This window comes from Polaribacter pacificus (genome assembly GCF_038024035.1).
In the GTDB taxonomy this organism is placed as follows: domain Bacteria; phylum Bacteroidota; class Bacteroidia; order Flavobacteriales; family Flavobacteriaceae; genus Polaribacter; species Polaribacter pacificus.
Map to the genome: position 1 here is coordinate 2,705,125 of NZ_CP150664.1, position 13,410 is coordinate 2,718,534.

15 protein-coding genes are annotated in these 13,410 nt (G+C 34.7%); 4 read left to right on the plus strand and 11 right to left on the minus strand.

From position 1 onward, the window contains the following. Positions 1-46: 46 nt before the first annotated feature. The 10 genes from rplS to WHC90_RS12345 form a co-directional block, all read right to left on the minus strand. Entirely contained in the window at positions 47-397 is a 351-nt protein-coding gene (gene rplS, locus WHC90_RS12300; RefSeq protein ID WP_188599067.1) for a 50S ribosomal protein L19, read from the minus strand. Positions 398-510: 113 nt separating this feature from the next. Then, entirely contained in the window at positions 511-1,989 is a 1,479-nt protein-coding gene (locus WHC90_RS12305; RefSeq protein ID WP_188599066.1) for a glycosyltransferase family 39 protein, read from the minus strand. Further along, a complete protein-coding gene (trmD, locus tag WHC90_RS12310) occupies positions 1,982-2,659 on the minus strand; it encodes a tRNA (guanosine(37)-N1)-methyltransferase TrmD (RefSeq protein ID WP_188599065.1) in 678 nt (225 codons plus the stop codon). The genes WHC90_RS12305 and trmD overlap by 8 nt, the downstream gene beginning before the upstream one ends. A gap of 192 nt (positions 2,660-2,851) precedes the next feature. After that, positions 2,852-4,009, minus strand: coding sequence for a TlpA disulfide reductase family protein (locus tag WHC90_RS12315; RefSeq protein ID WP_188599064.1), 1,158 nt, complete (start codon positions 4,007-4,009; stop codon positions 2,852-2,854). Between the two features lie 17 nt (positions 4,010-4,026). Next, positions 4,027-4,281, minus strand: coding sequence for a DUF1456 family protein (locus tag WHC90_RS12320; RefSeq protein WP_188599063.1), 255 nt, complete (start codon positions 4,279-4,281; stop codon positions 4,027-4,029). Between the two features lie 22 nt (positions 4,282-4,303). Further along, entirely contained in the window at positions 4,304-4,924 is a 621-nt protein-coding gene (locus WHC90_RS12325) for a YqaA family protein (protein ID WP_188599062.1), read from the minus strand. Between the two features lie 60 nt (positions 4,925-4,984). Further along, positions 4,985-6,553 carry a M61 family metallopeptidase gene (locus WHC90_RS12330; protein WP_188599061.1) on the minus strand — a complete coding sequence of 523 codons (1,569 nt, stop codon included), beginning with the start codon at positions 6,551-6,553 and terminating at the stop codon, positions 4,985-4,987. 87 nt (positions 6,554-6,640) lie between these two features. After that, the gene (locus WHC90_RS12335) at positions 6,641-8,197 is read right to left on the minus strand and encodes an NAD(P)/FAD-dependent oxidoreductase (RefSeq protein ID WP_188599060.1); all 1,557 of its coding nucleotides are present in this window, start codon (positions 8,195-8,197) and stop codon (positions 6,641-6,643) included. Between the two features lie 96 nt (positions 8,198-8,293). After that, a complete protein-coding gene (gene prmC, locus WHC90_RS12340; protein WP_188599059.1) occupies positions 8,294-9,175 on the minus strand; it encodes a peptide chain release factor N(5)-glutamine methyltransferase in 882 nt (293 codons plus the stop codon). Further along, positions 9,175-9,666 carry a GNAT family N-acetyltransferase gene (locus WHC90_RS12345; protein WP_188599058.1) on the minus strand — a complete coding sequence of 164 codons (492 nt, stop codon included), beginning with the start codon at positions 9,664-9,666 and terminating at the stop codon, positions 9,175-9,177. Before WHC90_RS12345 ends, prmC begins: the two co-directional genes overlap by 1 nt. Positions 9,667-9,714: 48 nt before the next feature. On the opposite strand from WHC90_RS12345, the gene ribD reads away from it, so the two are divergent. Genes ribD through WHC90_RS12365 form a run of 4 tightly spaced genes read left to right on the plus strand, consistent with a single transcriptional unit; the run spans position 9,715 to position 12,857 of the window. Then, a complete protein-coding gene (gene ribD / locus WHC90_RS12350) occupies positions 9,715-10,794 on the plus strand; it encodes a bifunctional diaminohydroxyphosphoribosylaminopyrimidine deaminase/5-amino-6-(5-phosphoribosylamino)uracil reductase RibD (protein WP_188599057.1) in 1,080 nt (359 codons plus the stop codon). Then, complete coding sequence (locus tag WHC90_RS12355) at positions 10,787-11,380, plus strand: HAD-IA family hydrolase (RefSeq protein ID WP_188599056.1); 594 nt, start codon at positions 10,787-10,789, stop codon at positions 11,378-11,380. Before ribD ends, WHC90_RS12355 begins: the two co-directional genes overlap by 8 nt. Before the next feature lie 2 nt (positions 11,381-11,382). Beyond that, a complete protein-coding gene (locus WHC90_RS12360) occupies positions 11,383-12,252 on the plus strand; it encodes a DMT family transporter (protein WP_188599055.1) in 870 nt (289 codons plus the stop codon). After that, complete coding sequence (locus WHC90_RS12365; RefSeq protein ID WP_188599054.1) at positions 12,249-12,857, plus strand: IMPACT family protein; 609 nt, start codon at positions 12,249-12,251, stop codon at positions 12,855-12,857. Before WHC90_RS12360 ends, WHC90_RS12365 begins: the two co-directional genes overlap by 4 nt. Here WHC90_RS12365 and WHC90_RS12370 read toward each other — a convergent pair. After that, positions 12,846-13,244: an acyl-CoA thioesterase gene (locus WHC90_RS12370; RefSeq protein WP_188599053.1), complete on the minus strand. Its 399-nt coding sequence runs from the start codon at positions 13,242-13,244 to the stop codon at positions 12,846-12,848. The two genes, WHC90_RS12365 and WHC90_RS12370, sit on opposite strands and share 12 nt — an antisense overlap. Positions 13,245-13,410: the final 166 nt, after the last annotated feature.

The following is a 13,410-nucleotide window of genomic DNA, read 5'->3' on the forward strand; positions in this document are numbered from 1 at the left end:
TGTGAAATTCACAACGCTTTTTTTATATGATTTATAGTAAAAAGAATTAATATCTTTTTTCTGTAATTCTTGCTTTTTTACCTGTAAGACCTCTAAAGTAAAAGATACGAGCTCTACGAACTTTTCCTCTTTTGCTTACTTCGATTTTTTGAATAGAAGGTAAGTTTAATGGGAAGATACGCTCTACACCAACAGTTCCAGACATTTTTCTAATAGTAAATGTTTCTGAAGCTCCAGTTCCTTTACGTTGAATTACAACGCCTCTAAAAAACTGAGTACGAACTTTTTCTCCCTCTCTAATTTCGTAGTATACAGTAATTGTATCCCCTGCAGAAAATTGAGGTAGTTCATTTTTTGTTACAAATTCGTCTTGTACAAATTTTATTAAAGATTCCATTTTTATATATATTTATGGGTTTTTCAAAGATCAACTTTCACGATTCTCGTCAGAGGTTAATTTTGAGGTTGCAAATTTAGCAAATATTTTTAATTGTAGCTCTTTTTTTAAGATTATTTTTTGTGCTGATAGTTAACACAATAATAGACCCAAAACTTGCGTACTTCTTTGTTTTGCAGCTTAATAATGATGGGTTTTAATTCTGTTATGGTTTCAAAATAACCCTTTAATTCTGTAGGGATACTCCCGTTAGGGGCATTGTTTTTAAAGCGCTTATCAGAATCTATAAAAAGTGCATTTTTATTGTTTAAAACAGAAAGGTCATCACCGATATAATCAAACTGCAAAGCATGTATTCCTATAATGTTTTGTGCATATACCTTTTGATCCATAAAGAAATTTAGCGCAGCAGAGGTTTTGTAACTATCGTTTGAAAAAACAAAGGTATCTGGATACTGTTTTTGTAAATTTTCTGTAGCTTCAGCTAGTTCTTCCCAGCCTACCCAAGTATCATCACTTTTAATAGGAACCAAATAAAACAGAATCTGCAAAGCAATTAAAACATGAAAAACCACTGAGGTAATCAATTGAATTTTAATCCATTTTTTAGATATAAATAGAGCAGCTATGATAACTCCGGTAATGTATGAAGGCATCATCCAGTTTAGCTTTACCCAATAAATAGGGGTAAGAGCAAAGAAGCCAACAAAAGTCGGAATAAAAAAGGCTAATAAAAATAAGGTTTTTGATGAAGGGAGTTTAAACTTTAAAAGCGCTCTTTTTATAAATTTAAAAGTAAAAGTCACAAAAACAGCAAAGAGTACAGGTAAAAGTAAAACAAGCTGATGGCCTAGTGCACCAAAGAAATAATCTGGTGTTAGTTTAAATTTTGAAATATCGCCGGTTCTATTCGATGATTGAAAGGCGAATGAAGCAAAGTCATTTTGATAGTTCCACCACCATACAGGGAAGGTTACCAATGCTGAAATAAATATTGATAGCCAAAGCCAAGGCGAAATAAGTAGTTTTCTGTAACGGTTAGAAAACCCAAGAAAGCTAAGTAGTCCAATCTGTAATAAAAGAGCTGTGTATTTGCTGTCAAAAGCCAATCCCATTGCAATCCCAGCTAAAATCCAGTGGTATTTTTTAGATTCAAAGATGGCTTTATACAAGCTCAGTACGCTCAACGACCAGAACAATAATAATGGTACATCTGGTGTAGAGTTAAACGAAAGTATAGAGATAAATAAGGTAGAAGACATGAGCACCAAAGCATTCTTTGCTTTTTGCTTGGATAAAAATACAGTTGCAAGTTTGTAAAAACTAATCAGCGTTAGGGTTGTAACTACAAAATCAGCCAATTTTACTACAAAAACTGTTTTGCCAAAAACTTCTGTAAATCCGCGCAGCAAATAACCAATCATGCCAGGATGATCAAAATACGAAAGCGCTAAATGTTCTCCGTAAAAATGATAATATGCATCCTGTGGCATTAGGCCCATAAATGGCAGTAAAAACAATCGGAACAATTGAAAACCAAGAACGATTGCTAAGGCAGGGTGTTTTTGTATGAGGCTTTTAAGTTTAGTCATCTAATAAGTCTGGTCTTATATTTTTGGTTCTTTCATAAGCTTGATCAGCTCTCCACGCATCTATCTTAGGAAAATTACCTGAACGTAAAACTTCAGGAACAGTAAGTCCTTTATAGCTTGCGGGTCTTGTGTAAACTGGAGGTGATAATAAATTGTCTTGAAAAGAATCTGTAAGTGCAGAGGTTTCATCACCAAGTACTCCAGGGATTAATCGAATCACAGCATCGCAAAGTACAGCTGCCGCTAATTCACCTCCGCTAAGCACATAATCACCAATAGATATTTCTTTGGTTACAAAAAGATCTCTAACACGTTGGTCAACTCCTTTGTAATGCCCCGTTAAAATAATTATATTCTCTTTTAATGAGAGCGTATTTGCAGTGCCTTGGTTTAGTGTTTTTGCATCAGGTGTCATATAGATAACCTCGTCATAGTCACGCTGAGATTTTAACTCACTAATACAGGTGTCTATAGGCTCTAACATAAGAACCATCCCTGCGCCACCTCCAAACTGAGTATCATCAATTTGTTTGTAACTACCCAAGCCATAATCTCTTAAATTGTGAAAATGCACACTCACCAATCCTTTGTCTTGTGCTCTTTTAAGGATCGAGTGTTCAAAAGGACTTTGAATCAATTCAGGTGATACAGTAATAATGTCTATACGCATGTGGCAAAGCTACAATTTTTTGTGATTTTTTTATAGATTATTTCGTGTTGCATTTTACGAGCAATCAGTTAAACCTGAGTTGAAGTTTGCAAGGATGAATTTGCTAAGAATAGCTTAACAACTATTGAGGGTTTAAATAAGAAAAGCTGCCTATGTAGGCAGCTTTTCTTAATTCTTAAATTGTGTGCGATCTTATTTTAACAACTCATCTATACGGTCAAATGACTCCTCGCCACTACCCACAAACTTGTATAAAATTTTTCCTTCAGGATCTAAGATAAACTTAGTTGGGTAGGCTTTTACATTAAATTTTAAAACAAAATTATCAGCACCAGTGCCTTTTATGATTTGTTGCCAATCATAGTTTTTAGGTTTGATAAAATTATTGATCTTTTCTATAGACTCTCCACTGTTAACTCCTAAAATAGCCAATCTGTTTGGGTATTTTTCTTGGTATTCTTTAACTGTAGGCATTTCAGAAACACAAGGTCCACACCAGGTTCCCCAAAAATCAATTAACACATATTTACCTCTCAAAGAGTTTAAGCTAAACTCAGTTCCATCCAAGGTTTTGTTGGTTGTAAAATCAGGAACAATACTTCCAATCATTGTTGTTTTAACAGCTTTGATTCTGGTATCTAATTGTTTGTAAAAAGGATTGTTCTGTAAATGTTCTCCAAGATTGTTAAATAAACTAATTGATTCTTCATCACTAGTTTGACTGCGCATCATCATGTCTGATAAATACCAAGTAGCCGCTTCAGAATTTGGATGGCTTTTTACAAACTCTTTTTTTAATGCAACAACCTTAGCATCTAATTGATCAATAGAATCTTGATAAACTTCATGTTTAGGGTCTTCTTTGTCTAATAGATTCTTTTTAAGCATTATGTTAACCGACTGATTCATTAAAGGATAAACTTGCTTGTTGATAATAGCTAAGTCATTATTTGCGTCAGTACCTGATGGATATGCATCAATAAAATCAGTAACCACTCCTTTAAATTCTATTTGATCTCCAGGTCCTGCAAGAAATTGAAATTGTGAAGATTTAGCGGGGTAGTAGCCTCTGCCAGTTCTTTTGATAGTGCTTTCTACATTTGGCCAAAATACGATAGATGTTTGCTCCTTGATTTTTGCAGTATAGCTAAAATGATCATTTTCTACAAACACAGAATCTGATACTCGATTACCGTCAGGTCCTGTATAGCTAGTCATCATAAATTTGGTATCCAATCCTTTTAGTGTTCCAGATACGGTAAAGCTATCTTTAGCTACTGTTGGCTCATTTTTACATGAGCTAAGTGCTAATAGACTAAAGCAAAGAATGCTTAAAAATATTTTTTTCATTGTTGTGTTTTAAAAATTTATTTTTTGATTGGTTTTTCATTTTTTGGAGGCATTGGACCTCTTAGATGAATGATCAAACCGTTTAAGAAGTTTCGTAAAATCTGATCACCACATTCCATGTATTTTGGATGATCTTCATTTCTAAAAAAGGCACCAAGCTCTCCTTTAGAAACTTTAAAATCTACTAATTTACAGATGTCAATAATATCTGTATCACGCAGCTTGTGAGCTACACGTAATTTTTTAAATATGTCGTTATTTGTTAATCCCATGGGATAAAGGTATTGATTTTTATTAATCTACCATTTGAAAAATTGCCAAAGCGTAAATGGCAAATCGAGCAAATCGGAATAAACCAAACAAAAGAACCCCTTTTAAAGGATATTTAATAAGTCCTCCAGCCATGCAAGTAATAGAAAAAGGTATTGGTAGTAGTGCGCCTACAACAATTAAAAAACCACCCCATTTACTGGTGTTTTTTAAGTGCTTAGCCATTTTAACTTCCAGCCAATTTTTAACGACTTGTATATGCAATGCAGCTTTTCCTATAAAATAAGAGATAATACCACCGGTATAGGACAGCAACGCTAAAATGGTTAAGGTAATAACTGGGTCGTCTGTTTTTTTAGACCAGGCAATAAAAATTTCTGGTGGAATTAAACCTAGGATAGATTCTGAAATAAAAAAGATGATAAGAATTCCAGTTCTAGAGTAGGTCTCTGTTATGGTCTGAAGGCCTTCGTTGATGTTGAATACGTACTTGTTAAAAAGCACAATACCAACCACTACTAAAACCACAGGGACGATCGATTTTTTTAAACTCTTGCCAATAAAATTATAAAACCCAGTATACGAATAGTATTGGTGTAGTAACTTGGTTTTTGATTTTCTTTTCGTTTTTCTTTTCTTCGTCATAACTCGCTTTCTAACAAGATAGAATTTTTGCAAATATATTCTTTTTTTAATCTTGATAGACTATTTCCCTAGCCAAGATTGTAAAATTTCAGTTTGCAGTTTTGTTGCTTTTTCTAATTTTTTAATCTTAAATTTTTTTGTCTTACGATTTAAGTTTGTCATATTTATTTCTAGACCAGCTGCTCCTAATATGCTATTGTAGTCAATAGACTTTGTGGTGTATACATATTCAAAAACTTCTGTAAGCGATTTTCCTGCAATAGTTTCACAAGCTTCTTCAAACTCTGCGTCTGTAAATCCTCTCCCTAGTTCTTTGTAATAATGCCAATATAAGTAGCGCATAACATCATCCAATGATTTTTTATTTTGACTTGCTTCTCGGATGCTAAAATCCAAGAGCATACCTATAATAGGGCCTTTTTCATAATATGAAATGCTCTTGTTTTTGTCGTCACCAGAAGCTCCAAATGGTCCGTCCTTCCACGTTTTAAAGCTTGCTTGCGTTAAGGATTGATGAAGTCTACCAGGGTTATTTTCGTGAGTGTTGATATTTGCTTCTATATTAGCAAGAAGAGTGGCTTCATCTTTTAAGCCAGCTCGGGTAACTGTTAGGTATTCATAATAGACAGATAGCCCTTCGCTTACCCATAATAAATTTGTTTTACTTCCTTTGTCATAGTCAAAGGGACCTAATTCAAAAGGTCTTATTCGCTTGACATTATAATGATGGAAATATTCGTGTGCTAAAAAATTAAGCATGGTGTTCATCCCCTTGGGATTGTTTAAACCGTCGCCGTTAAAACTAATGGTTGTATTGTTTAAGTGCTCAATACCACCTCGGCCGGGTCCAATTGCAATAAAGGTGTATTCTTTATACGGAATATCCCCAATGATATTTGATGCTGATTCTACGATGGCTTTTACTTTTTTTATAAAATCAGTTTCATTAAAGGTGCCCATATCATAGCCAATAAAGCGATGTTTGACTCCTTTAACTTCAAAAGAGGGAAGCTCTCTTAAATTTCCAATTAAAAAAGGTGAATCGTATAGAATATCAAAATTAGGAGCTATAAATTCATTTGACTTTCCTTCAATTTTTTCTAGTCCTGTAGTCACGTTTTTCCAAGCAGTATTTGGAATTATTTTAACGCTAACTGGGCTTTGTATTTGTTTGTCAGGGTATAAAAATGTATTGGTGTTAACAATATAAGCATGAGATGCATCTACATAGCTGGTTGCAACAAACTTCCGTTGGGTAATAATCTCATATTCTAGAACTAAAGATTTGTTTTTGGTGTTCTGGAGTACCCATGTGTTGTTCTTTGTCTTTTTAAAGTCTATTTTGTTGCCCTTCATGTCTTTAACTGACATGTTTTGTAATTGATCAGCATAGTTCATTAATTGATAGTAGCCTGGCATCCAAGAGGGCATCTTTAAGGTTAAACTAGTTTCTTTAACCTTGTTAATCTTTAACTTTACCTGGTAACTATTTTTAGCGGGACCTTTAAAGCTCAAGGTATATTGGTAGTTTTCATTTTGAGCTACTCCATTTATAGAAAAGAGAAAAATTAGTACGTAGAAAATTGTTCTTAAGTGTGGGGTGTAATGAACTGTATTTGAGTTTATCATGGCTTTTGTTGGCAAAACATATAGTTTACCAAATTAGCGATTTGATAAAATTTTAGAGAAGTCTCAACTGTTAATACTCTGTTAATTTTACAAAAGAGCAATTGCGGCTTCTGCACAGCGTTCACCATCCATGGCAGCCGAAACGATTCCACCAGCATAACCACCACCTTCACCACAAGGAAATAGTCCGATAATTTCTGGGTGCTCTAGGTTTTCTTTTCTAGGGATGTTTACGGGTGATGAGGTTCTTGATTCTACACCGACAATATTGGCTTCATTGGTATAATATCCGTGCATTTTTTCACCAAATGCAGCAAAACCTTTTCGAAGTCTACCTCCGATAATTTTTGGTAGTAAAGAGTGGAGTGGGGCAGAGTTTAAGCCTGGCTGGTAAGAGCATGGATTTAAGCTGTCCGATAAGTTTCCATCTACAAAATCTACCAATCGTTGAGCAGGTGCAGACTGACTTCTTCCTCCTGCAGTAAAAGCGAGTTTTTCTAAACTTTTTTGATACTCTAAGCCTTTTAAAACACCGTATTTTTCAAAAGCAGGGATGTCTGTATCCACATTAATTTCTACTACAATTCCAGAGTTGGCATACAAATTATTTCGTTTGCTTGGAGACATGCCGTTAACCACCACTTCGCCATTTGCTGTAGCAGCTGGTACAATAAATCCTCCTGGACACATGCAAAATGAATAGACCCCTCGGTTGTTAACTTGCTGAACCAAACTATAAGCGGCTGCAGGTAGTAATTCATCGCGTTCTCCGCTACAGTGGTACTGGATGCTGTCTATAATGTGTTGCGGATGTTCTACTCGAACGCCCATGGCAAATGATTTTGCCTTTAAAGCAATGTCTTTTTTGTGTAATAATTGGTAGACGTCTCTAGCAGAGTGTCCAGTGGCAAGGATTACAGCAGAAACAGACATTTCTATTCCGTTAGACAGTTGTATGGCTTGCAGTTTTTTATTTTTGATAACAAAATCGACAACTCTACTTTCAAAGTGGATTTCTCCTCCGTGATTGAGTATGGTTGCTCTAATGTTTTCGATAATTTTAGGTAGTTTGTTGGTTCCGATATGCGGATGTGCATCAATGAGAATTTGCTCAGTTGCTCCGTGATACACAAAGTTTTCAAAGATCCTTCTTACGTCTCCTCGTTTTAAGCTTCGAGTGTATAATTTTCCATCCGAATAAGTTCCAGCTCCACCTTCTCCAAAACAATAGTTAGAGTCTTCATTGACAAAATGATCTTGGTTAATCGCTTTTAAATCCCTTCTTCGTTCTTGAACTTTTTTTCCGCGTTCTAAAACAATAGGCTTGTAACCTAATTCAATACAGCGCAAGGCAGCATACATTCCTGCTGGACCAAAACCAATAATATGAATCTCTTTTGCCTTAGAAACATCTTGGTATTGAAAAGAATATTCTGACTCTTCGGGAGCAGGCTCATTAATATAGACTGCAACTTTGTAGTTAAAATATATTTGAGGCTTTCTAGCATCAATAGATTTCCGAAGTATTTTGATACTTTTAATAGTACTTGGTGCTATTGAAAGGTGTTTTGCTGCTTTTAAAAGCAAGATTCCTTCAACGGCTTCTTCTTTGAGTTGAACTCGAAGTTGAATTTCTTTTCGCATAGTGCAAAAATACTCAAATTATCCTAAAGAAAACCAAAGAAAAGTAAGCGATACAATTGAGAAAGATTACACTTTTTAAGGGATTTTTTTAATCTTTTAAAGTGATTTGACCGTAGATTTTGTCATACGATCATTCTTAAAGATGTCTTTCTTTAACAGGTTGTTCTCAAACCCAGTTTCTTGAAGTAGGTTTAGCATTTGAGGTCCTAAATACTGATTGATTTCGAAAAATAAAAGTCCCTCTTCTTTTAATTGCTGCTTGGCTAACTGGGCTATTTTTTTATAAAAAATTAAAGGTTCATTATCGTTGACAAACAAGGCTAGATGCGGTTCGTTTTCTAAAACATTGGGCTGCATTTCTTTTTTTTCTAAGTTTCTTACATAGGGAGGATTCGATACAATAATATCAAAGGTAAGTCCTTTAAAAAGGCTTTGTAAATTTTGAGTATTTAAAATATCAGCCTCTATACAGTGAATGTTGGTTTGGTTGTCTTTGGCGTTCTGATTTGCAATTTTTAAGGCTTCTTGAGAAACATCAAGAGCATAAATGGTAGCGTTCGGTAGGTTTTTGGCTAAAGAAACGGCAATGCAACCGCTCCCAGTACCGATGTCTAAAATTTGAAGGTTTTTCTGTTGTTCATTTTTAGCGCTAACCGTTTCTAAAATCCAAGTAACCAATTCTTCAGTTTCAGGTCTCGGGATTAGGGTATTTGGACTTACTTTAAAAATAAGGTCGTAAAAATGGGTGCTTCCAATAATGTACTGAATAGGTTCTTGTTTTTCTAAACGATCAACAGCAGATTTTAAAAAGCTTAACACATTGTCTGGAATGCTAATAGCTGGTTGTAAAGCAATGTCAATTCTTTTTAAACCTAAGGTTTCTTCTATCAACAAATAAAAAAAACTTTCTATTTCTGTAGAAGGGTATTTTTCTTGAAGTTTAGAAGTTAGATACTGCTTAAATTGGTTTAGTTGCATTATAATTCTTTTAACATCCACATATTACAAGAGTAGTGTCCTGTGTCTCCCAAAGGTTTGTTTAAAGAAACAAAACCATTTTTTTTATAGAGCGCTCTTGCTGCTTCCATATAGGGTAGGGTTTCTAAATAACAATGTTCAAAACCAAAAGAGCGGGCTTTTAGCAGGCATTTTTCAATTAATTTGCTTCCCAGTCCAAGACCTCTAGCTTCTGGCAAGAAATACATTTTTTGGAATTCGCAAACAGGGCCTTCATAATTGGCTAAAGGAGCAATTCCTGCGCCTCCAATTACCTTGCCTTGATGTTCAATAACATAATAAATGGTATTTTCTTCTCTATAGGCATTGTATAAGTTTTCGAGCGCTTTGTCTTCGTAGGCAGTGCCTACTTTTGGTACTCCAAACTCAATTAAAACAGCTCTTATGACCTTTGCAATTTGCTCGTTATCTTCTACTTTTATCGCTCTAATAAAGGGTGCTTCTGTATTCACTTTAATGTCTTATTTTTGCTGGAGCAATTTAGGATATAAAAAAGAAATATGAACTATACTGAACACGAAAAATACATGCTTCGTTGTTTGCAATTGGCAAAGAAAGGAATTGGAAGTACTCGTCCAAATCCTAGTGTAGGTGCAGTCGTAGTTTTAGATGGTGTAATTATAGGTGAGGGTTATACCAGTGCTTATGGAGGTGCACATGCTGAGGTAAATGCCATTGCCGCTGTTAAGGATAAAAATCTTTTAAAAAAGGCTGTGCTCTATGTTAGTTTAGAGCCCTGTTCTCATTATGGAAAAACACCACCTTGCGCAGATTTAATTGTCACTCAACAGATACCAAAAGTGTATATCGGTTGTGTGGATAGTCATAGTTTGGTTGCAGGAAAAGGAATTGAAAGGTTAAGGTCTGCAGGCTGTTCTGTAACTGTTGGTGTTTTAGAGTCTCAATGCCGAGAACAACTCAAACGTTTTTTTACTGTACAAGAAAAAAACAGACCTTACATACTTTTAAAATGGGCTCAAACTAAGGATGGTTTTATAGCGCCACTAGTTAAAGATAAGCAAAAACCAGTTTGGATTAGCAATGTTTACTCACAACAGCTTGCTCATAAATGGCGAGCAGAAGAACAGGCTATTTTAGTTGGAGCCAATACTGTTTTAGCAGACAATCCATCTTTAAATGTAAGGCACTGGAAAGGTTTAAACCCTATCCGAGTGGTGCTGGATAAAAATATTCAATTACCAACAGAAGCAACAGTATTTAATGGTCAGGTACCAACGATAGTAATTTATCATCAAGATGTTGATGTTGCCAATACGCATTTGTATGCAAATCAGTCACAAAGAAAACACCCTTTAGTGTTTTTGAGTGTTGATTATTTAAAACCCTTAGCTCAGCAAATTTGTGCGGTTTTACAATCCCAACAAATTCAATCTGTAATGATTGAAGGAGGCGCCAAAACCTTGCAGAGTTTTATAGATGAGGGCCTTTGGGATGAAGCACGAGTTTTTGAAGGAGAGGTTTCTTTTGAGAAAGGAGTAGAGGCTCCAATATTAAAAAGGTCTCCTTTTGAAATACAAAAAATACATTCAGATTTATTAAAGACGTATAAGCATGATTAAAAATATTATTTTCGATTTTGGTGATATTTTTATCAATTTAGATAAACCAGCAACCGATAAGTATCTTAATGCATTTGGTGTGAATCACGAAGATCCTGAACTGATCTCTGTTATGTACTCATATGAAAAAGGATTGATGACTACTGTGCAGTTTATGGAGTATTTCTATATTACTTATGCTATTGGTAAAGAAGATTTATTAACCGCTTGGAATTCAATTTTGTTAGACTTCCCTGCTCATCGATTGCGTTTTATACAAGAGTTATCTGCTTCAAAAAAGTATCGACTGTTTTTGTTGAGCAATACCAATGATATGCATATTTCTTGGATTCAAAAAGATTGGGGTATAGAGGTGTTTGAGCAATTTAAAAATTGTTTTGAAAAATTTTATCTGTCCCATCAAATTCATTTTAGAAAACCAGATGAAGATATATTTAATTATGTGCTTTCTGAGAATGACTTAGTGCCAGAAGAAACACTTTTTGTAGATGATGTTTCTGCAAATACGGCAACTGCTAAAAAGTTGGGAATGCACGTTTGGAATTTGGTTCCAGGTAAAGAAGATGTAGTAAATTTAAAAATATAAGCATGGTGTATTTGTTATTGAGTGTTTTATTTTCTAGCTCTTTGTTTGTTATTTTTAAGTATTTTGATGTTTATAAAATAGATACTCTAAAGGCAATAGTCGTTAATTATTTGGTAGCCTTCACTTTGGGTTTTGCCATTACAGATTCTCAGGTCTCTTTTGTAGATTTGCCTTCTGAATCTTGGTTTTATGGAGCGATGATTTTGGGTTTGCTCTTTGTCATGATCTTTTTTGTTATGGCACTTGCTTCTCAAAAAAACGGCGTTTCAGTAGCGTCTGTGGCCAGTAAAATGTCGGTAGTCATCCCTGTTATATTTGGAGTCTGGTTGTATGATGAGTCCTTGTCATTTCTTAAAGTGTTAGGTATTATTTTAGCCCTTTTTGCAGTATACCTATCATCTCTTAAAGAAACGAGTAAAACTAGTTTGGTAAGCTCAGGTTTAATCCTTCCTCTTATTTTATTTTTAGGTTCTGGAGCCATTGATACTTTGCTCAAATACATTGAAATAAATTTTGTAAAAACAGAAGAGGTGGCTGTTTTTTCTGGGAGTTTGTTTGGTTTTGCAGCCTTATTTGGCTTGTTTATATTGCTTGTAAAAACGATAAAAAAACCAAGCCCATTTGGTTTTAAAAATCTGATCGCAGGAGTAGTCTTAGGAGTGCCTAACTACTATTCGATTGTTTTTTTAATCAAAGCCTTGCAGCATGGAGGGCTTGAAAGCTCAAGTTTATTCACTGTAAATAACTTAGCAATTGTGTTATTATCAACTTGTATTGGTTTTTTAGTTTTTAAAGAGACTTTTAGCACAAAAAATAAAATAGGAATCTTTTTGGCGGTATTAGCCATCGTTTTAGTCGCATCTGCCTCATGATTGATAGTTATAAAACCATAGTAACAGCATCAGAAGAAACACTGTACAAAGACAGGAATAGCAAGTTTTTTGGCTACGCATTCCCTGTTTTAAATGAAGATCAAATAAAAGAGGCTCTAGATGGGCTTAAAAAAAAGCATCATGCTGCCCGTCATTTTTGTTATGCTTGGCAATTAGGGGTTGATCCAGTTCGTTATCGAGCCAATGATGATGGAGAGCCTAGTAATTCTGCTGGAATGCCTATTTATGGTCAGATTCAATCTTTTGAGTTAACCAATGTGTTGGTGGTGTCTGTTCGGTATTTTGGAGGTACCAAATTGGGGGTTGGAGGCTTAATTTCTGCCTATAGAAACTCTGCGCAATTGGCCATAGAAGCTTCTGAGATTGTAGAGAAAACCATTGATGTCTCTTTTAGCTTGCAATTTGATTATGATTTAATGAATCCGGTGATGCGAATCATTAAGGATCAGCAAATAGAAATTACTGCCCAAGATTTAGGAATGGATTGTAAGTATACGATTGCCGTTAGAAAAAAAGACGCAGCTAAAATTTTTAAACTATTTGAATCTCTTTATAAGGTTCAAATTAAACAATTAGTCTCCTAAAATTTTAAGTAAATAGTCAGGGCAACGCATTGGTTTTTTTGTGTCCATTGCTACAAATGCCAAAACAGTGTTTCCTGTGCACAATAAATCACCAAACTGATTGTGGATTTCGTAGTCAAATTCAATTTTAACAGTTGGGGTTTTTTTTAGAGTAGTTTTTATTGTAATTTCATCATCAAAATGGGCTGATTTTTTAAAATTGCATTGTAAAGAAATCACCGGGAGCATCGTGTTGTTCTCTTCCATTTTTTTGTAGGAAATGTCAAGGGCGCGAAGCCATTCGATCCTTCCGATTTCAAAAAATTGAGCATAGTTACCATGGTAAACCACACCCATTTGGTCGGTTTCTCCATAACGTATTCTTACTGAGGTACTTTTAGTAATCAATGGTTGATATTTTAGTTCTTGGGATTCTACGAAAAAAAAAGTTAATAATCAATAGCAAATTGATTTTTTTATGCTGAATTTTATTCACACTTTTGTAAAGCTAAAGAAAAGAGAAAAAAACCATACAACTAAATTAATACGAACCCATTTATCTGCGTAAATTAAG